The 24954-nt window shown below is 76.1% G+C and carries 33 protein-coding genes; 16 read left to right on the top strand and 17 right to left on the bottom strand.

Annotated features, from left to right (window positions below):
- The first annotated feature begins 46 nt into the window (after window positions 1–46).
- Window positions 47–1867 carry a beta-galactosidase family protein gene (locus ACIRD3_RS11630; protein ID WP_402214340.1) on the top strand — a complete coding sequence of 607 codons (1821 nt, stop codon included), beginning with the start codon at window positions 47–49 and terminating at the stop codon, window positions 1865–1867.
- A 22-nt stretch (window positions 1868–1889) separates the two neighbouring features.
- On the opposite strand, the gene ACIRD3_RS11625 is transcribed toward ACIRD3_RS11630, so the two are convergent.
- From ACIRD3_RS11625 to ACIRD3_RS11610, 4 genes are all read right to left on the bottom strand, one after another.
- A complete protein-coding gene (locus tag ACIRD3_RS11625; protein WP_402214339.1) occupies window positions 1890–2732 on the bottom strand; it encodes a DUF4253 domain-containing protein in 843 nt (280 codons plus the stop codon).
- A gap of 74 nt (window positions 2733–2806) precedes the next feature.
- Window positions 2807–2965, bottom strand: coding sequence for a hypothetical protein (locus ACIRD3_RS11620; RefSeq protein ID WP_402214337.1), 159 nt, complete (start codon window positions 2963–2965; stop codon window positions 2807–2809).
- 26 nt (window positions 2966–2991) lie between these two features.
- Window positions 2992–4011, bottom strand: a complete 1020-nt coding sequence (locus tag ACIRD3_RS11615; protein ID WP_402214335.1) for an aldo/keto reductase — start codon at window positions 4009–4011, stop codon at window positions 2992–2994.
- 43 nt (window positions 4012–4054) lie between these two features.
- Window positions 4055–4414 (bottom strand): hypothetical protein, encoded by a 360-nt coding sequence (locus ACIRD3_RS11610; protein WP_402214333.1) that lies wholly within the window; start codon window positions 4412–4414, stop codon window positions 4055–4057.
- 268 nt (window positions 4415–4682) lie between these two features.
- Here ACIRD3_RS11610 and ACIRD3_RS11605 point away from each other — a divergent pair, with 268 nt between their 5' ends.
- Window positions 4683–5558: a hypothetical protein gene (locus ACIRD3_RS11605; protein WP_402214332.1), complete on the top strand. Its 876-nt coding sequence runs from the start codon at window positions 4683–4685 to the stop codon at window positions 5556–5558.
- A 69-nt stretch (window positions 5559–5627) separates the two neighbouring features.
- Here ACIRD3_RS11605 and ACIRD3_RS11600 read toward each other — a convergent pair whose 3' ends face one another.
- Both ACIRD3_RS11600 and ACIRD3_RS11595 read right to left on the bottom strand, forming a co-directional pair.
- On the bottom strand, window positions 5628–6434 hold the full coding sequence (locus ACIRD3_RS11600; protein WP_402214330.1) for an alpha/beta fold hydrolase: 807 nt from the start codon (window positions 6432–6434) through the stop codon (window positions 5628–5630).
- Between the two features lie 34 nt (window positions 6435–6468).
- Window positions 6469–6777 (bottom strand): ATP-binding protein, encoded by a 309-nt coding sequence (locus ACIRD3_RS11595; RefSeq protein ID WP_402214329.1) that lies wholly within the window; start codon window positions 6775–6777, stop codon window positions 6469–6471.
- A 52-nt stretch (window positions 6778–6829) separates the two neighbouring features.
- Between ACIRD3_RS11595 and ACIRD3_RS11590 the strand changes: the two genes are divergently transcribed.
- The 4 genes from ACIRD3_RS11590 (at window position 6830) to ACIRD3_RS11575 (ending at window position 8959) form a co-directional block, all read left to right on the top strand.
- Window positions 6830–7042: a DUF397 domain-containing protein gene (locus ACIRD3_RS11590; protein ID WP_402214327.1), complete on the top strand. Its 213-nt coding sequence runs from the start codon at window positions 6830–6832 to the stop codon at window positions 7040–7042.
- Between the two features lie 116 nt (window positions 7043–7158).
- Complete coding sequence (locus ACIRD3_RS11585; RefSeq protein WP_402214325.1) at window positions 7159–7905, top strand: hypothetical protein; 747 nt, start codon at window positions 7159–7161, stop codon at window positions 7903–7905.
- Between the two features lie 333 nt (window positions 7906–8238).
- Window positions 8239–8643, top strand: coding sequence for a hypothetical protein (locus tag ACIRD3_RS11580; protein WP_402214323.1), 405 nt, complete (start codon window positions 8239–8241; stop codon window positions 8641–8643).
- Window positions 8644–8761: 118 nt separating this feature from the next.
- The gene (locus ACIRD3_RS11575; RefSeq protein ID WP_402214321.1) at window positions 8762–8959 is read left to right on the top strand and encodes a hypothetical protein; all 198 of its coding nucleotides are present in this window, start codon (window positions 8762–8764) and stop codon (window positions 8957–8959) included.
- A gap of 61 nt (window positions 8960–9020) precedes the next feature.
- Here ACIRD3_RS11575 and ACIRD3_RS11570 read toward each other — a convergent pair whose 3' ends face one another.
- From ACIRD3_RS11570 to ACIRD3_RS11555, 4 genes are all read right to left on the bottom strand, one after another.
- Window positions 9021–9563: a cupin domain-containing protein gene (locus ACIRD3_RS11570; RefSeq protein ID WP_402214319.1), complete on the bottom strand. Its 543-nt coding sequence runs from the start codon at window positions 9561–9563 to the stop codon at window positions 9021–9023.
- 164 nt (window positions 9564–9727) lie between these two features.
- Window positions 9728–10189 (bottom strand): MarR family transcriptional regulator, encoded by a 462-nt coding sequence (locus ACIRD3_RS11565; protein ID WP_402214317.1) that lies wholly within the window; start codon window positions 10187–10189, stop codon window positions 9728–9730.
- Window positions 10190–10284: 95 nt separating this feature from the next.
- On the bottom strand, window positions 10285–11208 hold the full coding sequence (locus tag ACIRD3_RS11560) for a hypothetical protein (protein WP_402214316.1): 924 nt from the start codon (window positions 11206–11208) through the stop codon (window positions 10285–10287).
- 117 nt (window positions 11209–11325) lie between these two features.
- Window positions 11326–11877 carry a PadR family transcriptional regulator gene (locus tag ACIRD3_RS11555; RefSeq protein ID WP_402214315.1) on the bottom strand — a complete coding sequence of 184 codons (552 nt, stop codon included), beginning with the start codon at window positions 11875–11877 and terminating at the stop codon, window positions 11326–11328.
- Window positions 11878–11994: 117 nt separating this feature from the next.
- On the opposite strand from ACIRD3_RS11555, the gene ACIRD3_RS11550 reads away from it, so the two are divergent.
- Window positions 11995–12939 (top strand): alpha/beta hydrolase, encoded by a 945-nt coding sequence (locus tag ACIRD3_RS11550; protein WP_402214313.1) that lies wholly within the window; start codon window positions 11995–11997, stop codon window positions 12937–12939.
- 142 nt (window positions 12940–13081) lie between these two features.
- Window positions 13082–13732, top strand: a complete 651-nt coding sequence (locus ACIRD3_RS11545) for an adenylate kinase family protein (RefSeq protein WP_402214311.1) — start codon at window positions 13082–13084, stop codon at window positions 13730–13732.
- A 20-nt stretch (window positions 13733–13752) separates the two neighbouring features.
- On the opposite strand, the gene ACIRD3_RS11540 is transcribed toward ACIRD3_RS11545, so the two are convergent.
- Both ACIRD3_RS11540 and ACIRD3_RS11535 read right to left on the bottom strand, forming a co-directional pair.
- Window positions 13753–14136: a VOC family protein gene (locus ACIRD3_RS11540; RefSeq protein ID WP_402214309.1), complete on the bottom strand. Its 384-nt coding sequence runs from the start codon at window positions 14134–14136 to the stop codon at window positions 13753–13755.
- A 128-nt stretch (window positions 14137–14264) separates the two neighbouring features.
- Window positions 14265–15161, bottom strand: coding sequence for a LysR family transcriptional regulator (locus ACIRD3_RS11535; protein ID WP_402214307.1), 897 nt, complete (start codon window positions 15159–15161; stop codon window positions 14265–14267).
- 65 nt (window positions 15162–15226) lie between these two features.
- Between ACIRD3_RS11535 and ACIRD3_RS11530 the strand changes: the two genes are divergently transcribed.
- Together ACIRD3_RS11530 and ACIRD3_RS11525 are read left to right on the top strand one after the other, a co-directional pair.
- Window positions 15227–16027, top strand: coding sequence for an NAD(P)-dependent oxidoreductase (locus tag ACIRD3_RS11530; RefSeq protein ID WP_402214306.1), 801 nt, complete (start codon window positions 15227–15229; stop codon window positions 16025–16027).
- Window positions 16028–16203: 176 nt separating this feature from the next.
- Window positions 16204–17013: a hypothetical protein gene (locus tag ACIRD3_RS11525; protein WP_402214304.1), complete on the top strand. Its 810-nt coding sequence runs from the start codon at window positions 16204–16206 to the stop codon at window positions 17011–17013.
- Here the strand turns inward: ACIRD3_RS11525 and ACIRD3_RS11520 are convergent.
- Window positions 17010–17402 (bottom strand): RidA family protein, encoded by a 393-nt coding sequence (locus ACIRD3_RS11520; RefSeq protein WP_402214302.1) that lies wholly within the window; start codon window positions 17400–17402, stop codon window positions 17010–17012. The genes ACIRD3_RS11525 and ACIRD3_RS11520 overlap by 4 nt on opposite strands.
- A 192-nt stretch (window positions 17403–17594) precedes the next feature.
- Between ACIRD3_RS11520 and ACIRD3_RS11515 the strand changes: the two genes are divergently transcribed.
- Together ACIRD3_RS11515 and ACIRD3_RS11510 are read left to right on the top strand one after the other, a co-directional pair.
- Complete coding sequence (locus tag ACIRD3_RS11515; RefSeq protein WP_402214300.1) at window positions 17595–18368, top strand: MerR family transcriptional regulator; 774 nt, start codon at window positions 17595–17597, stop codon at window positions 18366–18368.
- Window positions 18369–18454: 86 nt separating this feature from the next.
- On the top strand, window positions 18455–18622 hold the full coding sequence (locus ACIRD3_RS11510; RefSeq protein WP_402214298.1) for a hypothetical protein: 168 nt from the start codon (window positions 18455–18457) through the stop codon (window positions 18620–18622).
- Window positions 18623–18728: 106 nt separating this feature from the next.
- Here the strand turns inward: ACIRD3_RS11510 and ACIRD3_RS11505 are convergent, their stop codons facing one another.
- Together ACIRD3_RS11505 and ACIRD3_RS11500 are read right to left on the bottom strand one after the other, a co-directional pair.
- On the bottom strand, window positions 18729–19145 hold the full coding sequence (locus ACIRD3_RS11505; RefSeq protein WP_402214297.1) for a VOC family protein: 417 nt from the start codon (window positions 19143–19145) through the stop codon (window positions 18729–18731).
- Window positions 19146–19150: 5 nt separating this feature from the next.
- Window positions 19151–19576 (bottom strand): helix-turn-helix transcriptional regulator, encoded by a 426-nt coding sequence (locus ACIRD3_RS11500; protein WP_402214744.1) that lies wholly within the window; start codon window positions 19574–19576, stop codon window positions 19151–19153.
- Window positions 19577–19967: 391 nt separating this feature from the next.
- Between ACIRD3_RS11500 and ACIRD3_RS11495 the strand changes: the two genes are divergently transcribed.
- Complete coding sequence (locus ACIRD3_RS11495) at window positions 19968–20543, top strand: carbonic anhydrase (protein WP_402214742.1); 576 nt, start codon at window positions 19968–19970, stop codon at window positions 20541–20543.
- Between the two features lie 142 nt (window positions 20544–20685).
- Complete coding sequence (locus tag ACIRD3_RS11490; protein ID WP_402214295.1) at window positions 20686–21321, top strand: flavin reductase family protein; 636 nt, start codon at window positions 20686–20688, stop codon at window positions 21319–21321.
- A gap of 29 nt (window positions 21322–21350) precedes the next feature.
- Here the strand turns inward: ACIRD3_RS11490 and ACIRD3_RS11485 are convergent, their stop codons facing one another.
- Window positions 21351–22004, bottom strand: coding sequence for a hypothetical protein (locus ACIRD3_RS11485; protein WP_402214293.1), 654 nt, complete (start codon window positions 22002–22004; stop codon window positions 21351–21353).
- Between the two features lie 291 nt (window positions 22005–22295).
- Window positions 22296–22742, bottom strand: a complete 447-nt coding sequence (locus ACIRD3_RS11480) for a nuclear transport factor 2 family protein (protein ID WP_402214291.1) — start codon at window positions 22740–22742, stop codon at window positions 22296–22298.
- Between the two features lie 123 nt (window positions 22743–22865).
- Here ACIRD3_RS11480 and ACIRD3_RS11475 point away from each other — a divergent pair, with 123 nt between their 5' ends.
- Window positions 22866–23492, top strand: a complete 627-nt coding sequence (locus tag ACIRD3_RS11475) for a TetR/AcrR family transcriptional regulator (RefSeq protein WP_402214289.1) — start codon at window positions 22866–22868, stop codon at window positions 23490–23492.
- A gap of 105 nt (window positions 23493–23597) precedes the next feature.
- A complete protein-coding gene (locus ACIRD3_RS11470; protein WP_402214287.1) occupies window positions 23598–24938 on the top strand; it encodes a HEAT repeat domain-containing protein in 1341 nt (446 codons plus the stop codon).
- Window positions 24939–24954 lie beyond the last annotated feature (16 nt).

Below are 24954 nucleotides of genomic sequence, written 5' to 3'. Positions count from 1 at the left end.
TAGGCTCGGGTGGCCGGGGCCGGCGATCGGGAAGCGAGGAATGCGCATGCTCGGGTACGACGCGGACGGGTTCGTGCGGGACGGGGTGCCGCACCGGGTGGTGGCGGGTGCGGTGCACTACTTCCGCGTCCACCCCGACCTGTGGGAGGACCGGCTGCGGCGGGTGCGGGCGCTGGGGGTGAACACGGTGGACACCTACGTGCCGTGGAACTTCCACGAACTGCCCGGCGGGAAGGTCGACTTCACCGGGTGGCGGGACGTGGGCCGGTTCGTGCGCCTGGCCGGCGGCATGGGGCTGGACGTGATCCTGCGCCCCGGCCCGTACATCTGCGCGGAGTGGGAGTCCGGCGGCCTGCCGGCCCGGCTGCTGGCCGTGGACGGGCTGCGGCTGCGCTGCGCGGACCCGGCGTACCTGGCCGAGGTGGACGGCTGGTTCGACGCGCTGGCGCCCGAGCTGCTGCCGCTGCTGGCCAGCAGGGGCGGGCCGGTGGTGGCGGTGCAGGTGGAGAACGAGTACGGCAGTTACGGCGACGACACCGCCTACCTGCTCCACCTGCGCGACGGCCTGGAGCGGCGCGGCGTGGACTGCCTGCTGTTCACCACCGACGGCGCCCACGACACCATGCAGCAGGGCGGCGCCCTGCCGGGCCACCTGGCGACGGCCACGTTCGGCTCGCGCGCCCCCGAGCGCCTGGCGCTGCTGCGCCGCCACCAGCCCGAAGGCCCGCTGACCGCCATGGAGTTCTGGATCGGCTGGTTCGACCAGTGGGGCCGGCCGCACCACGTGCGGGACGCGAAGGAGACCGCCGCCTCGCTGGACGAGCTGCTGGCCACCGGCGCCTCCGTCAGCCTCTACATGGCGCACGGCGGCACCAACTTCGGCCTGTGGGCCGGCGCCAACCACTCCGGCGCGCACCCGCTGGACGCCGGCTACGAGCCGACCGTCACCAGCTACGACTACGACGCGCCGATCGGCGAGGCCGGCGAGCTGACCGCCAAGTTCCACGCCCTGCGCGAGGTCATCGGCCGCTACCTGCCCCTGCCGGAGCCGCCCGGAGGCGAACTGCCCGCCCCGCTGCCCCGGGTGGCGCCGCAGCGCCTGGAGCGGGCGCAGGGACGCGCCGTGCTGCTGGAGAGCCTGGACGCGCTGTCGCAGCCGGTGGAGCGGGCCGCGCCGCTGCCCATGGAGCTGCTCGGGCAGGATCGCGGCCTGATCCACTACCGCACCCGCGTGCCCGGCCCGCGCCCCGAACTTCCTCTGCGCATCGACGGGTTGGCCGACCGGGCGCTGGTGTTCGCGAACGGGCGCCCGCTCGGGACGCTGGACCGCAACTCCCCCGGCCAGACGCTGGCGCTGGCCACCTGCGCGGACGGGGTGACCCTGGACATCCTGGTGGAGGCGCTGGGGCGGGTGAACTACGGCCCGAACATGGACGACCGCAAGGGCATCACCCGCGGCGTCTCGCACGGCGGCCAGCGGCTGTTCGGCTGGCAGATCCGGCCGCTGCCGCTGAGCGACCTGTCGGCGCTGCACTTCGCGAGCGGCGGTGACGGCCTGGGAGCGCCGGACGAAGCACCGGACGGACAGCCGGTGTTCCACCGGTTCACCGCCGAACTCCCCTCCCCCGCCGACGCGTTCGTGGCCCTGCCCGGCTGGGGGCGCGGGCTGCTGTGGCTGAACGGCTTCCTGCTGGGCCGCTACCGCGCCGACGGCCCCCAGCGCACCCTCTACACCCCCGCGCCGCTGTGGCGGGCGGGGAGCAACGAGCTGGTCGTCCTGGAGCTCGAACGGCCCGGCGAGGCGGTGGAGTTGCGGGACGAGCCGGACCTGGGGCCGACGACGGCGGCACCGAGCTCGGAGTACTGACGCCGGGCGGGGCGGCCCGGCGTCAGTCCCACCAGAACGACCACTGGTGGGCGCCGACCAGCTGCTCGGCGTACGCGGTGAGGCTGCCGGTGCCCTGGAAGACCAGGTCCGGGCAGAAGGCGGTGTGCTCGGCGGCCAGCGGGAGCGCCCCGGCCAGCGTGGCGGGCGGCACGGGGACGCTCAACTCCAGCGTGTCGAAGCCGACTTCGACCACCTGGACGCCGAAGCGGCGCTCCCAGTCGGCGAGCACGGCGGCGATCTTGGCGATGTCGTCCTCGTGGTTCGCCGGCCCGCTCCACCCGCACACCGCCAGCGCCTGCGCACCGCCGCCGGCCCGCACCAGGCCCAGGCGGACGTCCTTGACGGACTGCAGCACGTCGGCCAGCCCGCGCGCCTCACGGCCGGCCGCGTCCTCGGGGACGGCGGCGGCGGGCGCGGTGCCGGGCCAGGTCAGCCCGTACGGGGCCAGGGCCGCGGCCAGCTCCTCGTCGTCGTCGCCGTAGCCGAGGGCGTCGTCACCGTCCTCGCCGCCGCCCGTCCGCCACCAGGTGCGCAGCAGCGCGGCCGGGTCGTACAGCTCGGATACCGCGGCGTCGGTGGGGTACAGCTCACCGGACAGCCAGGGCCGGTAGTCGGGGGCGCCGCGCTCCAGCGGGCTGAGCAGCAGCGGCCACAGCCCGCTGTGCGGGTGCGCGCGGTGCAGCTGCGCCCACAGCCCGGCGGGCGCGGGGTCGTCGCTGATCCACAGCAGCGGCTCCCGGCCGTCCTCGGCGCCGACGAGGCGGCCCGGCGGCAGCGGCACGGACAGGTCGGCGAGTCGGGCGAGTTCGGCGAGGGCGGTGGCGAGGTCCGGGGGCTGCGTCATGCGGCCCACCGTAGGAGCCGCCACCGACAGCCGGCCGGGGACGGCTACGGCCGCCGGCGGGCGCCGCCCGGGCCCTACCGCCGCCACCCGGTGCCCAGGTCCGGGGCCGCGCCCGCCCGGCTGCAGATCCAGTGGCTGCGGCCGGCCGGGTGCCGGTGCTGCTCGCCGGTGGGACGGGTCACCACGACGTGGCCCCGCTCGTAGCGGACCCGGTCGCCCGCCGCGACGAACACCGCCCGGGGCGCCGCGCCGACTCCCGTCAGCCCCAGGGTAGTTGCGAGCGGGTGCGCCAGTACGCCTCGGCCGGCTCCGCCATGTCGGCGAGGGTCGCGAGGTCCTCCGGGGCCGGGCGGACGTCGGCCGCCGTGAGGTTGGAGGCGAGCTGGTCGAGGGTGGCGGCGCCGGAGAGCACGACGTCGGCCCAGGGCTGGGCGGCGGCCGCGGCCAGGGCGAGGGCGTCGGGGGTGGTGCCGGTGCGGGCGGCGAGGGTGCGCAGGGCGGCGGTGTCGGGGCCGGTGGCGTTGCGTCCGGCCAGTCGGCCGTTGGCCATGCCCTCCTTGACGACGACCAGCCAGCCGGCCGCGTGGGCCTCGGCGAGGGCGGGGGCGGCGGAGGTCTCCAGCAGGTTCCAGGTGGCCTGGACGGCGGTGAACAGCGGGCGGCCGTCCACGGTGACGGCGAGGGCCTGGCGGATGGTGTCGCCCTGGGCGGGGCCGCTGGTGGACAGGCCCACCCGGACGCCCTCGGCGGCGAGCGCGGCGAGCCGCTCGTGCAGGGCGGGGTCGGTGAGGGCGGGGCCGGCGGGCATGGCGGAGTGGACGAGGTAGACGTCCAGGCGGTCGCCGAGCAGGGCGCGGGTCTCGCGGACCTGACGGTCGAACACCGCCGTCGAGTGCTCCTTGACCTCGTGCGCGGCGACCCCCTCGGCCCGCCAGCCGGCCGTGTACGTGTAGCCCCACTTGCTGCCGACCGTCACCTCGCGCGCCTGCGCGGGGTGTTCGTCCAGCCACTGGGCGAGGAACTCCTCGGCGCGGCCGTAGGAGCGGGCGGTGTCGAAGTAGCGCACCCCGGCGGCGTACGCGGCGTCCAGCAGGGTGTGGGTGCGCTCGCGCAGTGCCTCGACGGTCCGCTCGGCGGGCAGGTCCGCGTCGCGTCCGAGGGTGATGTAGCCGGGCCGGCCGACGGCCGCGGTGCCCAGTCCCAGGCGCGCGGGCCGCGGGCTCGCGAGCTGCGGGCTCGCCGGCTGCGCGCTGGCGGCGGCGACGGGGTCGGTCGGCATGGCGGGGTCTCCTCGGGCGGCGCGACTGTTCTCACCTGGGACTTTAGTCGCACGGCGGCATCACCGGGCCGGCGCTCTGGTCCAGGCGCAGCACGAGGTTCACGTACTCCAGCGGCTTGCCCGGCCAGTGGCGGTCGTTGCTGGTGAGCAACTGGCTGCGGACGCCGTCGCGTTCGGTGACCGGTCCGGGGGTGGTGCGCAGGTTGGGCCGCCAGCCGCCGGGGCCCTGCGGGCGGTGTTCCAGGGCGAGCGTCCAGCTCTCCTCGTCGACCTCCAGGGCGGCCCCCGCGCGTCCGGCCAGCACCCGCGGGACGCCGTGCGGGCCGCGGACGACGGCCCGTTGGGCGAAGCCGGAGCTGCGCGCGACCACCGTGATCCGCCAGGCGCCGTGGTACCTGAGCATGCCCGCCTCCCGAGGTCCGGCGTCCCCTCCGCTACGGGGTCGCCCCGCACACGTCAACGGACGGGACCGGGCCGCCGGATCAATCCGCCGCCGGCTGCCATGACGGTTCGTCACTTTCCGTACGTGTTCGAGGGCGGGCCGTACGGCGCGCGGGGGTGGGTCGGCGGATCTACGCTGGTGGCGTGACCGCCCTGAGAGCGGCCCGGGGCGGGATCGGTGACCCGCCGTAGCCGATCGGATCTTCACCCATGCGTTCCGGAGGTGGGCCATGCGCGGCACACGGGGCATGCGCGGCAGGGCCGGGTCACGCCGCACCGGGTCACGCCGGGCCGGATCGCGCCGGGTGCGGGCGGGGGTCCTGGTCGCGGCGGCGGCGCTCGCGGGCGGCGGCCAGTTCGGCTCCGGGGCGTGGCCGGCCGCGGCCGCCGGTACGGCGCCGGTGCGGGTGTGTCCGGCGGAGACGCTGCCGCCGGGTCTGCCGTCGCCGGCGGCCGCGCCGGCCTCGGCGCCGGTGCCGGACGGCGTCGTGCTGCCGCCCTCGGCCGCGCTGTTCGCGGCCCGGTACCCCGGTGACGTCCAGTACCTGGTCGCGCCGGGTGACTGGACCTGCGACGTGGTCTTCTTCGCCGGCGACGGCGGCGAGCAGGCCTTCGTCCACCCCGGCCCCCCGGTCGCCGACCCGGCCGGCGCCCGGTTCGCCTCGGTGGTGCAGGCCGTGTTCGTCAGCGGCGGCGCGCAGACGAACATCGACCTGGCCTGCCCCTTCATCCCCCAGGCCACGGCCTCCGGCGGCATCTGCAACTCCCCGCCGCACCAGGGCGCCGACCGGCTGCACCCCCTGCCGGTCCGTACCCCCGGCGTGTTCCTGACCGCCGTCGGCGTCCCCGCGGGCACCCGCGAGCCCGACCTGCCCGCGACCGGCGGACCCGACCGCACGGTCGCCCTGGTCACCTTCCAGACGCCGGGCGGACCCGGCCAGGAGATCGGCTGCACCGTGCCCGCCAGCGCCTCCCCGGTGCCGACCTGCCAGGCCGCCCTCGGCCACTTCCTCGCCACCAGCGCCGCCGGCAGGCAACTGCCCCCCGCCGACCTGGCGGCCGCCCTCGCCGACCTGGACGCCTTCGTCGCCGCCTACCTCGCCTGACGCGTCCGGGAATCGGACGTCCGGGAATCAGACGTCCGGGAATCAGACGTCCGGGAACCAGGCGTCCCGTCAGCCGTCCAGGAAGCCGGCGACCAGGTCGCGGAACGCCGCCGGCCGGTCGACCCAGGGCCAGTGCCCGCACCCCGCGAGCACCTCCAGCCGCCCCGCCGGGTAGCAGGACGCGACCCGGCGCGCCGCACCCACGCCCGCCACCCCGTCCTCGGCCCCGGCGACCACCAGCACCGGGCTGCGCACGGCGGCCCGGCGGGCGGCCTGCGCGGCGGCGGCCGCCTCGGAGTCCGGGCGCACGTAGAAGGCCTCACGCAGCCACGACGGCGGCTGCGGGTAGCCGGCGTCGGCCTCGAAGTGCCGGCGCGCGGCGTCCGTCCAGGGGCCGTAGCTCCAGGGCTGCGCCCCGGCGGCCGACGCCTCGGCGCTGCCCGGCTCGTCGGCCCGCCGCGCCCGGATCGCCGCCACCTCGGCCTCGTCCACCTCCCGCGCGACCAGCCCGGCCGGGGTGACCAGCACGAGCCGCTCCACCGCCTCGGGATGGTCGGCCGCGAACGCCTGGGCGGTCAGGGTGCCCGCCGAGTGGCCGAGCAGGTCCAGGCGCCCGATCCCCAGGTGCCGCCTCAGCCCCTCCACGTCCCTGGCCTGCGCGGGGAAGGCGCAACTGGCCCGGTCCGCCGGGGTTTCGGACCGCCCGGCGGCCCGCGCGTCCAGCATGACCAGCGTGCGGAACCGTTCCAGGCCGCCGAGGTCCCCGAGGTCGCGCGCGTCCGCCCCGGGCCCGCCCGCCAGGCAGACCAGCACGGGGCCGCTGCCGGCGACCGAGTAGTACAGGGACGTCCCGTCGTACGAGGTGAACTGAGGCATCCCCCCATCCTCGCAGGGCCGTTGGCCCCGCCCGTCAAGCAGGGGTGAGCGCCGACGGCGGGACCGGCGACGGCGACGGCGCGACGAGCGCCCAGACGAACGTGCCGACGCCGCCGGCACGCGGACGGCAACCCCAGCGCTCCGCCAGCCCGTCGACGAGCAGCAGCCCCCGCCCGCGCTCCTCGTCCGGCCCGGCGGAGCGGGCCGAGGGCCGCCCGGTACCGGCGTCGTGGACCTCGGTCCGGAAGCGGTCGCCGACGAGCGCGAAGCGCACCTCGACCAGCCGGTCGGCGGGCGCGTCGACCAGAACGCCCAAGACCGTCCGGGGCGTTCGGCTGGGCACGGGTCCTGGCAACAGGACTCACTCCCGCTCGGTCTCTAGGAACGGTTCAGAGATGACGCGGAACGAGCTCGACGCGGCCGGCTGGCGCAAGAGCAGCTACAGCGGTACGAACGGCGGCGACTGCATCGAGGTGGCCCCCGGGTTCCCCGGGCTCGTCCCCGTCCGTGACTCCAAGGACCCCGACGGCCCGGCCCTCGTCTTCCCCGCCGCCGCGTGGGAGTCCTTCGTCGCCGCCGTCCGGGCCGGCGACTTCCCCGCCCGGTAGCCACCGGATCCCTGCTCCGGACGGGAGTTGAGTACGGGAGCGGATTGCGGTCCGACGCCCGGCCGGGCCAGGGTGGGCGCGCGGACACGCGTGCGATCCGAGAGGACTCCCGGCCGGTGGAAAGCTTCCTGACCCTCCTGCTCTACCCGCTGACAAGGCTGTGGGACGGTCTGCAGGCCGTACGCGGGCGCTGGCCCACCGAGCGGCGGCTGCGCGCGCTGGCCGACTCGCCGCGGGCGCGGGCGGCCCGGGCGGCAGAGCTCGAACGGATCCGGCGGCTGGTGGAGGCGCTGGGGGCGGTGGAGGGCGTCGAGCACGTGCTGACCCACGTCCTGGACCACCGCACCCGCCCCAGGCCCCTCGACGTGCTGGACCGGCTCTCCGACGCCGAGGCGGTGCTGATCTGCCGACTGCACGCGCGGGCCTACTACGTGATCCGGGAGGACATCACCGCCGTCCTGCCCAGGATCGAGGCGGCCGGCCTGGCCGCATGGCGCCGCGCCGACCAGCGGCCGAGCGCGGGCGGCACCGTCGAGCACGCGCTGCGCTGGTACCGCGACGGCGGCACCACCGAGGAGGGCCGGGCCATGGACTCCCCCGGCCTGTCCAGCGCCGTCGCCCGACTGCACTGGGACCTGCCGGGCGTCCTGCGCCCGGCCCCGCTCCCGGTGTCCGCGCCCGCCCACCCCCGCTTCCTGATGGACCAGACGCCCGCGCAGCCCGCCGCGGCGGACCTGCTGCGCGAGGCCCGCGCGGACGGGCGGGGCCTGGTCCTGGAACTCGTCCTGGGCACGGACGGCAAGGACCGCCGCCAGTACCACGTGGTGCCGCGCGGCGGCTTCCTGGGGCGCGGGCGGTTCTGACCCCTCGGCTGCCGCCTCGCGCCCGGGCCGCGTGCCCGGGCGCGAGGCGGCCGTCTCAGGTACGGCTCAGCACTGGGGGCGGCGGCCGTGGTTGGCCCCGCGCCTGGCCCTGGCCTTCTTCTTGCGGCGGCGCTTCGACGACATGGCCACTCCTCTCGCAACCGGGACACCCCCGGGTTCCACCGTTCCACACCCGGCCCGCCCCGGCCCGTCGAGCGGGCGGCCCGCCGGACCGGGCGGACGGCGGGGTGAGGCCTCCCCACCGGTCGCCGCAGGCCCCGGCGGGCGGCCCCGCGCCCCGGTCCGCACGCCCTTGTGCGAGGATCCCTGGTCGTGATCTCCGTTGAACACGTGATCGACCGGGCCGGCGACGACGGCGTGATGCCGCTGCTGACACTGGACGAATGCTTCGAGGGCAACGACGACGAGGGGTGCATCGCGCCCAACCAGTGGGGGTACGGACGGCCCCCGCTCGCCGACCTGGTCGCCCGCCTGCACGCCGTGGAGCAGCGCCCGGACGTCGCCTGGGTCCGGGTCCAACTGCACCCGGAGACCCTGGCGTTGGAGGAGATCACGGCGGAAGCCGTCGCCGTCTGCACCACGGCGGACGAGTCCGCCCGTGCCGCGTGGGCCGCGGAGCTCGGGGCGAGCGGTGTGATCCCGGGCCTGGTCGACGAGTACCGGGACGTCCCGCACGCGCCGCCCGGTACGGCCGTGTGGTCCGTGGTGTGGGACTAGGGGCGGGGTGGGGATGTCGGGAAGCCGCTCGTCGGGGCGACTGCGGCGACCGTCCCGGTGGCGGCTGCTCTTCCGCGCCGACCACGCCCCGGGAGGGCAGTGGAGCCCGATGGGGCCGGTGGGCCCCGTTCCGGACCACGTGTCGGCAGCGGGGCTTGAGGCGTGGCTCTCGGCGCTGCTGCGGGACGCGGTCGACGCGTTCGACGACCTTCGCGGTGAGCTGCTTCTCGAGTGGTTCGACGAGGGCGGTCCGGAGGAGGGGACGCCGCCGGGGCGCACCCTGCGGGCGCGGCTGGGCGGATCGACGCCGGGGTGAAGCCTCTGCCGTGCCGCCCCCGGCCGCAGCCGGGCACCCGGCCCGGGGCGATGCGTCCGTCTCAGCCGCGGCTCGCCAGGGCGTCGCGCCAGGCGGGGCTGTCGACGTAGTGGTTGTCGAAGCGCCCGGAGGAGGCCGCGATCGCCGCCGGCGCCGTCTCCCCGCGCATCACGCTGCCCAGCAGGCGCAGGTAGTCGAAGCGGTCCATGCCGGGGGTGAACAGGAACAGCACGTCGGCCTCGGCGCCCTCGGCGGCGGCGAAGGCGTGCGGGGTGTGCGGGGGCACGGCCAGGAAGTCGCCCTCGCCCAGGACGGTGACCTCCTCGCCGACCAGCACCTCCAGCGATCCGCTGATCACGAAGAACAGCTCCCACGCCTTGGTGTGGAAGTGCGAGGGGGCGCCGGCCGCGCCCCGGGAGAAGCGGGAGCGGTAGACGGTGAAGCCGCCCTGCCCGGGGTCGGTCTCGGCGAGCAGCGTCATGGTGGCGCTCGGGTCGGCGCAGGTCTCGGCCTCGGCGCGGCGGGCCAGGATCGGGGCCTGAACGGCGGGGGCGGTGGCGGCGGGGGCGGGGGCGGTGTTCGAGGTGTTCTTCGTCGTCGTCATGTGACCAACCTATGGCCCGAAAGACCCATGATCATGTGGCAATCCGAGCCGGTTTTCCTGGGTCAATTCGCCTCACAAATTTCGCCCCACCGCCTCCGACCCTTCCGGCCGGTGAAGGAGGCCCTGACCCCCGTCCGGGGCCTCCTCCACGCTCGGGTGGGCGGTCAGCCGGGGAGGTTCCCGTCGCCGCCCAGGTTCGCCACCATGCGGCGCAGCACGTTGACCGTGGTGACGAAGTCCTGCGGGTCGACGCCCTCGTGGGTGCGCTCGTGGATCCGCAGGTTGCGCTCGCGGGCGCGCCGGCGCCCGGCCTCGCCCTCCTCGGTGAGGGTGAAGGCGCCGGCGTCCTCCACGAGCCAGCCGCGCGCGACCAGGTCGTCGAAGACGGCGTCGAAGTCGGTGTCCTGGTCGTCGTAGCGGGCGAGCCGCTCCACCAGGGCCGCCCTGGTCCAGCCGCCGGGCCGGCCGGCCGCGTGGTTGAGCGTCCACCAGTGCGGCTGGGTCAGGCCCTCCACCGCCAGCTGCTCGCGCAGGCCCCCCACCACCCTGCGGTAGGCCTCGCCGCTCCACGCCCCGATGGGCTGGGCGGCGATGACCTCGTGCGGGTACTCCTTGAGCGTCGCCATGGCTGCCGTACTCCTTCGCGTCATCGGCCCTGTGCCGTGTTCGCCGACTGGTCGTCAGGACGCGATCGACCGTAGGACTTCAAGCCCGCTTGAGGTCAAGCGCGGGCCTGCTCGGCGCGGTCGTAGGCCCGCAGGGTGAGCAGCGCGGCGAGGGTGACACCGGGGCGGGCCTCCACTTCGGTGGTGGGCGACCAGCGGGCCCAGCGGATCGGCCAGCCGCCGTCCTCCTGCTGCAGGCCCGCCAGGTGTGCCAGGCCGCGCCGCACCTCGCGGTCGGTGAACCACTGCCGGGCCAGGCTGTCCGGGGTGGGTGCGTAGTCGTGCGGCAGGTGGTACTCGCCGGGGGCGTACCCGGGGGCGACGCGGGCCCGTTCGGGGTGGCCGGGGTCGACCAGGACGATCCGCTGCTCGCGCACCAGCTCGCCCAGCCGGCGGGCCTGGCGCCGGGCCCGGTCGCGGTCGGGGGCGGCGTCGAGGAAGGCGACGGCGGCGCCGGCCTCGTACGGGTGGGTCTGCTCCAGGTGTTCGACGGCGCGCCAGCAGAAGTCGGCGGCCGCCGCGACCCAGGGGTGGTCGATGCCGGCGCGCAGCAGCGGGGCGGCGATCTGGCCGGTGGCGAGCAGGTCGGCGGCCGGGTCGTCGGGGACGGGCAGGAACGGCGGGTGGGGGTAGCGGCGCAGGGTGGGCAGGACGCTGGGCACGCCGCCCTCGGCGGTGGTGTGGGCGGCCAGCCAGTCGCAGATCCGCCGGGCCCGCTCGCCGTGCAGGGCGCCGGTCTCGGCGAGCACCCGCAGGGCGGAGGGCACGGCGATGGGCTGCGGCGCGGGGCCGCGCACGTCGGGTTCGAGCCCGAAGGCGTGGCCGCCGTCGGCGGTGGCGTAGCCGTCCAGCGCGGCGAGCGGCCCCTCGGGCCCGGCACCCTCGAAGTGGAAGGCGTAGCGGCGCTGTTCCAGCACCCGCCCCGAGGTCCACAGGAACCGGCCGGCCCGGTCGAGCATGCTGTCGTTCACCCAGGTCATGGCTCCGACGGTAGGCCGGGGCGTGGCCGGAGGTCTTGCACGAATCGGCCGTCCGGCGCGGGCGGCGGACACCCACGCGACGGCCGGGCGACGGGTGAGCAGCCGCCGGCGCGGGCGTCAGGGCGTGCTCTCCCCGGTGCCGGCCGGGTCGGCCGCCAGCGTCTCCCAGAACGCGACGTAGGCCTGCTCGTGCGCGAGGCCGAGGGTGATCAGCCGGGCGCGGGCCGGGGTGTCCGGGGCGTCGGGGTCCAGGCGGGCGCGCTGGTGCCGGTAGGCGTCGCGCCAGTGCCGGTGCCGGGCGGCCTGGGCCGCCGCCAGCCTGGCGACCTGGTCGGGGGGGCCGAGGTCGGCGAAGGTCAGTTTGAGCAGGGCGGGGTTGCGGGTCTCCGGTTCGGGGGTCGCGGGGTCGGCGAGCCAGTCGAGCAGGGCCTGGTGGCCGGCGTCGGTGAGGTGGAAGACCCGGCGTCGGCGCCCGTGTTCCTCGGCTTCCTCGCGCAGCAAACCGAGTTCGGCGAGCCGGGGCGGGTCGCGGTAGAGCTGGGCGTGCGGGATGGGCCAGTAGTGGCCGACCGATTCCTCGACCCCGGCTTTCAGGTCGTAGGGCGTCATCGGACCGTGCCGGGCGATCAGACCGAGCACGATCAGCTGGGACGGCGTCAGTTCCTTCACTGTTCGACCCTCTCGGTCTCGATCCACACACCTCACGATTCCTTTGACACCGTATCACCGAGACCATTAGCGTCATCGCACCGCGACCATCTCAATGAGACTGTGGAGTTCCCCGCGATGCGACCGCACCCCGAGCTCGCCGACGCCCTGATCGGCCTCCCGCCCTTTGACCCGCTGGCAGACCCGGCCGCCACCCGCGCCCACGTCCGGGCGCTGCTCGCCGCGAAGCCGCCCGCCGACGACCCGCGCATCGCGGTCGGGCACGCCGCGATCCCCGGCCCGGCCGGGGAGTTGACCGTCCGCACGTACCGGCCGACCGACGCCGCGCCGAACGGGACCCGCCCGGGAGTGCTCTACTTCCACGGCGGCGCGTTCATCTCCGGCGACCTCGACACCGGCGACGGCAACTGCCGGGACCTGTGCCTGGCCGCCGGCGCCGTGGTCGTCTCCGTCGACTACCGCCTCGCCCCCGAACACCCCCACCCCGCCGCCTTCGACGACTGCTACGCGGCCCTGCGCTGGACCGCCGCGAACGCCGCGGACCTCGGCGTGGACCCCGCCCGCCTCGCCGTCGCCGGCCGCTCCGCCGGCGGCGCGCTCGCCGCGGCCGTCGCCCTCGCCGCCCGCGACCGCGGCGGCCCGGCCCTGGCCTTCCAGCTCCTGCTCGTCCCCGCCCTCGACGACCGCTGCGACCTGCCCTCGGTGGACGAGTGCGTCGACGGCCGCATCGTCGACGGCCGCGTCGTGCGCGGCATGTGGCCCCTCTACCTCGGCTCCGCCGCCCCCGACCGCTACGCCGCCCCGGCCCGCGCCGAGGACCTCACCGGACTGCCGCCCGCCTACCTGGAGGTCTGCCAGGCCGACGCCCTGCGCGACGAAGCCCTCGCCTACGCCCGCCGCCTCACCGCCGCCGGCGTCCACACCGAACTCCACCTCGTCCCCGGCGCGTTCCACCTCTTCGAGGGCTACGCCCCCACCAGCACCCTCGCCCGCCGCGCCACCACCACCTGGACCTCAGCCATCGCCGCAGCCCTGAACACCGCTACGGTGCAGCGGAACTGACGACTCATCGACAAAGAACCCGACACGGACGGCATGACGGCCGCGCCGCTGCTCGCCGCCGCCGGCACCCTGCTCCCACGCGACGGACGTCACCTGCTGAGCCGTCGACGGCCTCGGCGGCACCGTGGCAGGATGCGATCCCGTGTCCAGACTCGTCCTCCTGCAACCGCCGGCGTGGCACGGGGAATCCCCACTCGATGCGCTGGCCCGGGCGCCGGGAGTACCGGTCATCCGCTTCGGCGACCTCATGCGCTCCCACCTCCGCCGGCGCACGGAGCCGGGCGTCCGGGCCGCCGGGATCATCGAGTCCGGCAGCCTGTTCCCGGACGAGCTCGCGACCGAGGTCCTGCGCGACCACCTGCACCGGACGGCCCCCGCGGAGTTCCTCCTCCCCCTGTACCCGCACAACACCGCCCGGGCGCTGGCCCTGGACGAGCTGCTGCGGGAACTCGGCACGCCCCTCGACGCCGTGGTGTGCCTGGACCTGCCCGGGGAGGAGGCGGAACGGCACGTCCTTGCTCAGGCAGCCCCTCGCCTCTGCCGTGACTGCGCCGCGTCGGTGGACACCGCCGCCGTCGCCGCGGCCTGCGAGGTCTGCGGCGGCGAGCTCTACCAGCGCGAGGGCGACACGGCGGAGATGATCCGCGATCGCTTCCGCCTGCACGAGGCGGCGGTCGCGCCCGTCGCCCGCCATTACGGCCGCCAGGGCCTGCTGGTCACGGTCGACGCCGTCGGCACCCCCGACGAGATCGCCACACTCACCCGCACCGCGCTCGGCGTTCGCGGCCGCTGACGTCGCCGGGCACCGTCGGGTCAGGGGGTCGTGGCGGCGCGTTCGGCGGCGCTGCGCAGGACGCAGAATTCGTTGCCCTCGGGGTCGGCGAGGACGGCCCAGCCGGAGCCGTCGGGGTCGCGGCGGTCGGCGACGAGGGTGGCGCCGAGGGCGAGGAGGCGCTCCACCTCCTCGTCGCGCGAGGTCTCGGGGCGCAGGCACAGGTGGATCCGGTTCTTGACCGTCTTGGGTTCGGGCACCTGGTTGAAGTAGAGCACCGGGCCTTCCGCGAGCATCACCTGGGTCTCGTGGGAGCCCGGTTCGTCGTCCGGGTCCAGCGGACGGCCGGTCACCTTGCTCCAGAAGCGGGCCAGCTCGTAGGCGTCCGCGCAGTCGATCGCGACGTTCTGCAGTACCGAGACCATGCGGGCGAGTCTTCCCGATCTCCGCACCGAACGCCACCGAGTACCCCCAGCCCCCTCCCGCCACTTCCGCCCCACCTGCCCCCTGCACCCCGCGCCCCCGCCGCCTCCCGCAGGAACCCCGCGCCCCCCTACGACCCCACCCCCGCCGCCTCCCGCAGGAACCCCGTGAAGCGCGCCACCGCGGGCGCCACCCGACGCCCCCGGAGCGTCGCCGTCCACACCCGGCGGACCGGGGTGTCGTCGGGGTGCAGGGGGATGAGGGCGATGTCGGGGCGGGCGGCCCGGGCGGCGAGGGCGGGGATGAGGGTGGGGCCCAGGCCGGCGGCGACCAGGCCGAGTTTGGCGGTCCAGGCGCCGACCGCGTATTCGATGCGGGGCCGGAAGCCGCTGCGCAGGCAGGCCGCGAGGAGGGTGGTTTCGGCGTTGCGGCGGGCGGCGATCCAGGGTTCGTCGGCGAGTTCGGCCAGGCGCAGGCGTCGGCGGCCGGCGAGGCGGTGGTCGCGCGGGAGGGCGACGAGCACGGGGTCGTCCAGCAGCGGCCGGAGGTCGAACTGGTCGCTGTCGTAGGCGTCCTGGGTGTACGAGGCGACCAGGGCGAGGTCGATGGCGCCGTTGGCGAGCAGGTCCAGGAGGTGGGCCGAGAGGCCTTCGGTGAGGCTGATGGCCACCTGCGGGTGCGCGGCGCGGAAGGCGGCGAGCGCGCCGGGGACGAGAGCGGCGTTGGCGCTGTCGAAGGCGCCCACCCGCAGGTGTCCGGCGGTGAGTTCGGTGAGGGCGGCGAGGTCGCGCCGGGTGGTGTCGAGGCGTTCCAGCAGGGCTTCGGCGTGCGGCAGCAGGGCGCGGCCGTGTTCGGTGAGCCGGACGCCGCGGGCCAGACGGTCGAACAGGGAGGTGCCCAACTCGCTTTCCAGGGTGGCGATCTGGCGGGAGATCGCGGACTGGGTGAAGCCGAGGCGCTCGCCGGCGGCGGTGAAGGAGCCGAGGTGCGCGACGGTGCGGAAGACGTCCAGCCAAGCCATGTCCATTCCGCATGGCTATCATGCGGGACATTCGCTTGTCGCGGGTCTGGTGGCTGCCTAGCGTGGTGGCCATGGAGAAGATCGCTTTTCTGGGGCTGGGCCGGATGGGCCTGCCGATGGCCCGCCGCCTTGCCGCCGCCGGCCACCCGTTGACCGTCTGGAACCGCTCCCCCGGCCGCGCCGACGGCCTGACCGAGGCCGCGTCCCCGGCCGAGGCGGTGCGGGGCGCGGACGTCGTCGTCACGATGCTGTCCGACCCGGCGGCGGTCGCCGAGGTCGCCGGGCGGTTCACGGCCGAACTGGCGCCGGGCACGCTGTGGATCGACATGTCCTCGATCGGCCCGGAGGCCACCGCCGCCCTGCGCGCCCGGCTCCCGTACGGCGTGGGGCTGGTGGACGCCCCGGTGATGGGCAGCGTGGGCCCGGCGGCGGCCGGCGAGCTGCTGGTCCTCGCGGGCGGCGAGGACGCGGACCTGGAGCGGGCGCGGCCGGTGCTGGAGCGCCTGGGCCGGGTGCGGCACTGCGGCGGCCCGGGGTCGGGGGCGGCGCTGAAGACCGTGGCGATCGGCGCGATCGTGGCCTCGGTCGCGGTGGTCGGTGAAGTGCTCGCGGCGGCCGGGGAGTTGGGCGTGTCGCCGGAGCTGGCGCGGGAGGTGCTGGCGGCCGGGCCGCTCGCGGGGGTGGTGGCCCGGGCGCACAGCACCGACTCGGACTTCCCGGTCCGGCTGGCCGCGAAGGACCTCGCGCTGGCGGGCGGCGGCCCGGTGCTGTCGGCGGCCCGCGAGGTGCTGCTGGCGGATCCGTCGATCGCCGAGCAGGACCTGTCGGCGGTGGTGGACTCCCTGCGGCGCCGGCGGCAGGCGAACGGCTGAGGCCCTGGCCCCGTCAAGGCGCGCGCCGCGAACTCGCCCGATCGGGGGGCGGGTTCGCGGCGCGCGCCCGCCGGGACGTAACGTCGGCCCGCAGACGGGGGTCGGCAACGGTCCGAGGGGCGGGCGTGCGCGGAGTACGCGGTGGGCGCGGAGTACGCGGTGGGCGCGGTGCGGCGGTGGCCGCCGCGGTGGTGCTGGTGCTGTCGGGGTGTGCGGGCGGCCCCGACGCGGGCGGGGGCGGGACGCCGGTGCGGGAGGACGACCGGCCGCTGGCGCTGGTGTACCGGGGGCCGGCGGCCTGCGAGGGGTGCCCGGAGGCGGCCGGGACGATGCTGGAGCGCGACGGGTTCGCGGTGCGCTACGTCGGGCCGAAGGAGCGGGTGCGGTTCGGCCCGTCCGCGCTGACCGGGGCGGCGGTGTACGTGCAGCCCGGCGGCACCAACGGGCAGGGGGTGGACACCGCGTGGGGCCTGCTGGGGCGCGAACCCGGCTTCTCCCCGGAGCTGGTACGGGCGTACGTGCGCGGCGGCGGGCGCTACCTGGGACTGTGCATGGGCGGCTACCTGGCCGGCGACCCGGGCTACGACCTCCTGCCGGGCGACTCCGACCCCTACGTCCGTTCCCCGGGCGCGAGCGTCACCGACGAGCGGGACCAGCTCGTCGACGTCCTGTGGCGCGGCCGCCCGCAGCGGATGTACTTCCAGGACGGCCCGTCCTTCGACGTCGACGGCCCGGGCACGGAGGTCCTCGCCCGCTACCCCGGCGGCCGGCCCGCCGTCGTGGTCACCCCGTACGGCGCGGGCCGGGTCGCGGTCAGCGGCCCGCACCCGGAGGCGCCGGCCGACTGGTACGAGGACTACGGGCTGCCGGACGAGTCGCAGACCGGCCTGACACTCGGCAAGGACCTCCTGCGCACCCTGATGGGCACCGCCCCCGACACGACACCCCCACCCACGGCGCCCACGCCGCCCTCGCCCACGGGTTAGTCGAGGACCGCGTCGACCTCGATCTCGACGAGCCAGCGCTCGTCGATGAAGCGCGAGACCTCCACGAAGGTGCAGGCCGGGCGGATCGCCGCGAAGCGTTCGCCGTGGGCGCGGGCGGCCTCCTTCCACCGGCTGATGTCGGTGAGCATGATGCGGGTGCGCACGACGTCGGTCAGGGAGGCGCCGGCCTCCTGGAGGGCGGCTTCGGCGATGTCCAGGCAGCGGACGGTCTGGGCGTGGACGTCGCCCTGGCCGACGACGGTGCCGTTCTCGCCGATGGGGGCGGTGCCCGCGACGGCGACGTGGGAGCCCTTGCGCACGGCCCGGGAGAAGCCGATCCGCGGTTCGAGGGGGGAGCCGGAGCTGATCATCTGTCGGGTGTTGTCCATGCCGCCATCGTCCCGTACCCGTGCACCCGCCGCCGGGACCGGCGGCCCCCGCCTGCGGAAAGGCCGTCACCCCGCGGCCCGGCCCGGGCCGGGCACCCCGGTGCACCCGCTGCGTCCGGGGCCGGCCCGCACCACCGCGGCCTGAAACCCCGGACTTGCACCTCACGCGACGTCAGGCGGGATGCTCGTGCCATGCCCACCGAACAGACCTGGAAGGTCGGCCCGCTCGCCGAGGCGAGCGGACTGACCGTACGCACCCTGCACCACTGGGACCAGATCGGCCTGCTCGTCCCCTCCCGGCGCACCGCCTCCGGCCACCGCGCCTACACCGAGCAGGACGTCGTCCGCCTGTACCAGATCCTCGCCCTGCGCCGCCTGGGCCTGGGCCTGGACACCATCGCCACCTGCCTGGACGCCGGCGTCGACCCCGTGCGGCTGGTGCGCGAGCACCTGGCCGCCACCGAGGCCTCCCTCACCGCCCTGCAGGCCCTGCGCGAGCGCCTCGCCCACGTGCACGGCGAACTCGCCGCCGAACGCGCCCCCTCCACCACCGACTTGCTGCGCCTGGTCCAGGCCGTCGGGGACACCGGCCCGACCGCCCCCGCCGCCCGGGAGGCCCTGCAGCGCCACCTCGACGACGACCAGATCCACGCCCTCGCCGACCACGCCGCCGCGCTCGGGCCCGCCGCCCACTACCTGCTGGAGGTCGAATGGCCCCAGCTCTACCGCAACGCCGAAGCCCTGCGCACCACCGGGGTCGCGCCCACCGACCCCCGGGTGCGCCGCATCGCCGAGCGCATGGACGAGCTCGGCCGCCTGTTCAGCGGCGGTGACAGCACCCTGTCGGGCGCCGTGCGCACCGCCTGGCGCGAGGAGCCCGCCGCGATGTCCGGGGACCCTGACGCCCCCGCCGACGCCTGGGCCGACCTGCGCACCTTCCTCGACCGGGCCCGGAGGGCGTCATGACCCCCACCGCTCCCGACCCCACCGGCCCTGAAGGCCCCACGGGTCCCGCCAGCCCTACCAGCCATACCAGCCCTACCAGCCCCGGGGTGCCCCACGCCCTGCGCGTGCGCCTCACCCTCGCCGCCACCCTCCCGGTCCTCACCCCGGCCACCCTCGCCGCCGCCACGGGCCTGCTGCCCTGGCCGGTCCTGCCCGCGGTCACCGCCGCCGAGGCCTTCCGGGCCTGCCTGCGCCAGGACCGGGCCGCCCCCTGACCCCGGCGGGTCCCGGTCCGGCCCCACGGGGGTGGACCGGACCGGGACCCGCCGGAGACGGCCGCGGAGGTCCGCCGCGGAGGGACGGCCGCGGCGGACCTCCGCGCTACCTGGTGCGGGGCTGGTTGAAGCGGAGCATGTTGCCCGAGGGGTCGCGGAAGGCGCAGTCGCGGACGCCGTAGGGCTGGTCCATGGGCTCCTGGAGGACCTCGGCGCCGGCGGCGCGGATGCGTTCGAAGGTGGCGTCGCAGTCGTCGGTGCGGAAGATGACGCCGCGCAGCAGGCCCTTGGCGAGGAGTTCGGCGGCGGCCCGGCGGTCGTCCTCGGAGGCGTGCGGGTCGGCCAGCGGGGGTTCCAGCACGATCTCGACGTCGGGCTGGTCGGGCGAGCCGACGGTGACCCAGCGCATGCCCTCGAAGCCGACGTCGTTGCGCACCTCGAAGCCGAGGACGTCGCGGTAGAAGGCGAGGGCCCTGTCGTGGTCGTCGACGGCGATGAAGCACTGCGCGAGTTCGATGCTCATGCCGGTCACGCTACGGGAGGGCTCCCGTCCTTCGCTTCCGTACGGCGTACCGGGCGGGTGCGGATCTTGGCGATGCAGGCGGGGATCGCGGCGCCGTCCTCGTGGTCGCGGGCCCGGTAGGCGCTGGGGCTCTCGCCGACGAGCTCCGTGAAGCGGCTGCTGAAGGAGCCCAGCGAGGTGCAGCCGACCGCCATGCACACCTCGGTGACGCTCAGGTCCCCGCGCCGCAGCAGCGCCTTGGCCCGCTCGATCCGGCGGGTCATGAGGTAGCTGTACGGGGTCTCGCCGTAGGCGGCGCGGAAGCTGCGCGAGAAGTGCCCGGAGGACATCAGCGCGGTCCGGGCGAGCGCGGGCACGTCCAGGGGCTGCGCGTACTCGCGGTCCATCCGGTCGCGGGCGCGGCGCAGCCGGGCGAGGTCGGCCAGGGGCACGCGGGCGGGGCGGGGCGCGGGGGAGGACACACCGACCACCGTACCCACCGCCGGTGACGGACGCGGCCGCCGTACCCACCGCCGGTGACGGACGCGGCCCGTGGGCGCTCCCCTCCCGTCCCGGCCTCCGCGCAGGGGCCGGTCGGGGTCGGCGAGGCTGTCGGCGAGGAGGGTCCGCCGCTCGGGCGGGGCGCAGTCGGCCCGTCCGACGGCGGGGCCGAGGACGAACCACCCCCGGCTGCGGGGCTCGCCCGGGGCGATCTAGGGTGCTGGCATGATCCCCACTCCGATATCCGATGCGATGTCCACTCAGGTGTCCGACCCCGCGGCCTCCGCGGCCGCTGCCGCGTCCGACCCGGTGTCCGACCCGGCGGAGGCGCTGCGGCTGCTGATGGCGGGCAATGCCCGGTTCGTGGCGGGCAGTCCCGAGCACCCCAACCAGGACGCCGGGCGCCGGGCCGCGCTCGCGCCGGCGCAGCGGCCGTTCGCGGTGCTGTTCGGCTGTTCGGACTCCCGGCTGGCCGCCGAGATCATCTTCGACCAGGGCCTGGGTGACCTGTTCGTGGTGCGTACCGCCGGGCACGTCACCGGGGCGGAGGCGCTGGGCAGCATCGAGTACGGGGTGAGCGTGCTGGAGTGCCCGCTGGTGGTGGTGCTGGGGCACGACTCGTGCGGTGCGGTGGCGGCGGCGCTGGATTCGCTGGAGCAGGGGCAGCTGCCGGGCGGTTTCGTGCGGGACGTGGTGGAGCGGGTGACGCCGAGCGTGCTGTCCGCGCGGGCCGCGGGCATCGAGGACCGCGACGCGATCGTGGACGAGCACATCCGCCAGACCGTGGACCTGCTGGTGGAGCGTTCGCAGGCGCTGGCGTCGAAGGTGGCCGAGGGCAAGGTGGCCGTGGTGGGCCTGTCGTACCGGCTGCGGGACGGCCTGGCGCGTCAGGTGGCCGCCCACGGGCCGGTGGGCTGACGGGCCCGTCGGCTGAGGCACGGAGGCACCGGGGGGCGCCGGTGGCGGGAACTGGATGTCCGATCGCCGCCAGCGCCCCCGTCCGGGCGGGGGCAGAGTCGGTGTCCGACAGCGGCTCCCCCTCCCGAGAACGGCGATTCCCGTGCACAAGGTCACCGACCTGAAGGTCCTGTACTTCGGCACCCCGGTGGTGCTGATCGGCTCGCGCAACGAGGACGGCGGCGCCAACCTCGCGCCGGTGTCCTCGGCGTGGTGGCTGGGGCAGTCCTGCGTGCTGGGGCTGGGCAACGCCTCCCAGACCTCGGTCAACCTGCGGCGCGAGGGCGAGTGCGTGCTGAACCTGCCGTCCTCGGCGCAGGTGGAGGCCGTGGACGCCCTCGCGCTGCTGACCGCCCGTACGGAGATCAGCGAGCTGCGGCGGGAGCAGGGCTACCGCCACGAGCGGCGCAAGTTCGCGGCGGCGGGGATGACGGAGCTGGCGGGCGAGCTGGTGCGGGCGCCGCGCGCGGCCGAGTGCCCGGTGCAGCTGGAGTGCCGGCTGGTGGCCGCGACTCCGCTGGCGGGCAACGAGCGGTGCACCGCCTTCGAGGTGACGGTCGTGCGCGCCCACGTCGAGGAGTCCCTGATCGTGCCCGGCACCGACCACTACGTCGACCCGGTCGGCTGGGACCCGCTGATCATGAAGTTCTGCGAGTTCTTCGGCGGCGGCGAGCGGCTGTCCCCGTCGCGTCTGGCGGAGGGCTGGCGGATGCCCGGGCGCCTGCCGTCGGCGGTGTAGCGGGCTGCCCTCGGCGGGGTAGCGGCGGGTCAGGGGGCGACGGTCTCCCCGCAGGAGTCGCACACCCGGGTCGCCGGCAGCTCCAGGAAGCAGGTGGGGCAGATCGCCGGCGGGCGCGGCGCGGCGGCGGGGGTCGCGGCGGCGGTGGCGCCCCTGGCCGTACCGGTGCCCGTGCCGGCGGCGGTGGCGGTGGCGGCCTTGCGCTCCAGGGAGGCCCGCAGGCGAGGGGCGAGGGCGGGGGTGCCGCCGTCGGCGGGCAGCTCGGCGCCGAAGTGCCGGTAGCAGGCCAGGCGGGCGGCGGCCGCGTGCTGTTCGCGGTCCATCTCCGAGGACAGCGGCGGCTGCCCGGCGACCGCGAGGACCTCCTGGTAGCCGGCGCCGACCTTGCCGTCGGCCGCGTTCACCACGAGGGCCGTCAGCGGCGGGTCGCCGCGCCGGTGGGCTTCCAGGATCACCAGGGACAGCACCTTGCCGATCCAGTGCCGCTGGTGGATCCGGGTGCGCACGCCGGAGGCCTCCTGGACCGCCTCGGCGAGGTCGGCGTAGCTGATCACCGCGTGGTAGCGGCCCGCCACGTCCACCAGGGCCGGGTAGGCGGCCCGGGTCCACACGATGTGCGCCTGGTGGGCGCTGACCGCCGAACCGTCCGCTACCCGCCAGTAGCTGCGCTGCTGATCCGTCATCGCCCCGCCTGTCCGCCTCGTCGGTGCTGCCGTCCGCAGGCCTCCGCCGTGAGCGAGGCTACCTGGCTGCGGCGCACCGCGGGCGGCCGGGGGCGGGCCGCGGCGGGGCCCCGGGCTTGACTTCAAGTGCTGTTGAAGTTGTCGAATGGGGCCCGACCGCAGCCGTACGGGCACCAACCCGCGGTCGATGCCCCGCCCGTACGGAACCGCACCCGGGGCCGGGTCCGCCGCCTTTCGATCGTGCCGCCGGCGGCCCCGGCCCCCGGGCCCTCCCCGGGTACGATCCCCTCGCTATGCGCCGCCGCCCTGCAGGGCGGCCACCAGCTCGGGCAGGCCGTCGCCGGCGACGGCGAGGGCCAGGTGGTCGTGGTAGTCCCGGCTGTCGACGATCAGGCCGTCGCGCACCCGCAGCACCAGGACGTTGGCGACCTCGAAGTCCCGTCCGGTGTGCCGGTGGTGCGCCTGGTAGTCGAACTGCGCGACGATCACCTCGGGGTCGTCGGTCTCCCGGACGACCACGTTCTTCGCCCGCAGTTCCAGCGGCATGTGCGCGCCGACCTGCGCGAACCGCTCGGCGATGACGGCCCGCCCCTCGAAGACGCGCGGTTCGACCGGCGCGAAGACGGTCTCGACGACCGCGTCCTCGGCGTAGAGCCGGGCCAGCTCGGTGAACCGGCCCTCGGTGATGCCCGCCAGCAGTTCGAGGAGGACCTCGCGCGGAGACGGTGTTTCGGACATGATCAACCCCCAGGATCGCGCCGCTAGAATCGGACCAGCGACTCCGTTTAGAACGATACGGACTGACCACTCCGGTTGTCCACGGGTACATCCGCGCGCGCCGCGGACGGAAGGGGGAGACCGGTGTCAGCGGTACGCAAGGACAGCGGCACCAGGGGCGCCACCACCGGCGGCACCGTGGGCGGCGCCCCGCAGCGGCCGCTGCGCGCGGACGCGGCCCGCAACCGGGCCAGGCTCCTCGACGCCGCCACCGAGGTGTTCACCACCCGCGGCGTCGCCGTGCCCACCGAGGAGATCGCCCGCGCCGCCGGGGTCGGCGTCGGCACCCTCTTCCGCCACTTCCCCACCAAGGAAGCGCTGCTGGAGGCGGTCGTGGTCCGCCGGCTGGAGACGATCACCGCCGGCACCGCCCGGCTCGCCGCCGAGGCCGAACCCGGCGAGGCCTTCTTCGCCTGCTTCCGCCTGATCGTCGAACAGTCCGCCGGCAAGCAGGAGTTCACCCGCGCCCTCGCCGAGGCCGGGGTCGACGTGCACGCCTCCCTGCGGGAGTCCAGCGAGCTGATGCGCGCCCAGCTGTCCGAGATCCTCGCCGCGGCCCAGCGGGCCGGAGCGGTGCGCCCCGGGCTGGGCCTGGCGGAGCTGGTCGCGCTGCTCGTCGGGGTCGGTACGGCGACGGAGCAGCTCGCGGCCGACCCGGCGGCCCGCGAGCGGGTCCTCCAGGTGGTCTTCGCCGGCCTGCGCGCGCACTGAACCACCCCGCCCCGACCCGCCCCCGCCCCGGCTCGCCCGCCCTCGGCCCGGTGCCCGGCCCGATAATCGTTCGCCGGGCGCCCGGGCGGCGGGCATGATCGGCCGGTGGACCTTCCCTTCCTGCTGGCCGCCGTCGAGCGCGGCGACGACGTCAGGGTGTTCGAGTTCCTGGAGGACGCGTACCTGGACCGCGCGGTGCGGGACCGGCTCGCCGGCGAGGACGGCGTCATCCTGCTGGAGGCGGCCGCGCGCGCCGGGCGCCACGAGGTGGTCGACCGCCTGGTCGTGCAGGACGTCGACCCGGCCCGGCCCTGGAGCGGCGGCGTCGACCCGGTCACCTGGGCCGCCGCGAACGGCGCCTACCGGACCGTGAACGCGCTGCTGGGCCGCGAGCGCGATCCGCTGGGCGCGGGCAGTGCGCACCGCCGCGCGCTGCGGGTGGCGCGGGCCGCGCTGGAAGCCCCGGACGCCGCCGCCGGTGCGGGCCGCGTGCCGCCCCCCGCCCACCGGGCGGTCATCACCGGCCTGGAGGCGAAGCTCGGCATCGAGCGCACGCCGGACGAGCTGATGGCCCGCGCCCTGGTCCACGCCGACCCTGAGCACGACGACTGGTTCGCGTCGGTGCTGCGGATCGCGCTGCCGGAGAGCGGGGAGCGGTTCGACTGGGCCCGGGCGGTCGTCGAAGGCAGCGAGGACGCCGAGGACACCGAGGACGCCGAGGCCGGGAACACCGAAGGCGCCGGGAGCGCCGACGGCTCCGGTTCGCTCGACCGGCGGCGCTTCGCGCTCGACGTGATCAACTTCCTCGGCTTCGGCTTCGACCCCGACGCCCCCGACGGGCCGCCGTTCGCCCGGGAGGCCGTCGACTTCCTGCGCCCCAGGCTGGCGACCGAGCGGGACCCGCACGCCCTGCGCGCCGTCCTCGCGGCCTTCAGCGGCTACTGCACCGCCGCGGAGCTCCCGGCCGTCCTGGTGCACGCCGAGCACCCGGACCGGGACGTCCGCCGCTGCCTGGTCCACGACCTCGCCTCCCTCGCGGCCGGCAACCCGCGCGCCCTCACCGCCCTGCTGCGCCTGGCCGACGATCCCTCCCCCGTCACCCGGACCAGCGCGCTGCACGGCCTCGCCCGCTCCCCCGTGGACACCCCCGAGGTGCGCGCCGTCCTCGCCACGCACCTCGCCGACCCCGACGTCGAGGCCCGCCTGGGGGCCGCCGCAGCCCTGCTCCTGCGCGGCGACGACCGCGGCACGCCGGTCGTCGAGGAGATCCGGCGCGGCGTCAGGAACCGCGCCAGCCGCGGCGCGGGCAGCCTCGAGGACCTCCACTACCAGCTCCTCGCCCGGACGGACCGGGAACGCGAGCGGGAACGGCAGGGGGAACAGCAGGGGGAGGAACGGCGAGGGCAGGAGCGCGAACGGGAGACACCCGGCACCCCGGCGGCATGATCATCCGCCTATTCAC

Source organism: Kitasatospora sp. NPDC093550 (assembly GCF_044764985.1).
Lineage (GTDB): Bacteria > Actinomycetota > Actinomycetes > Streptomycetales > Streptomycetaceae > Kitasatospora.
This window is presented reverse-complemented; position numbering and strand designations above follow the sequence as displayed.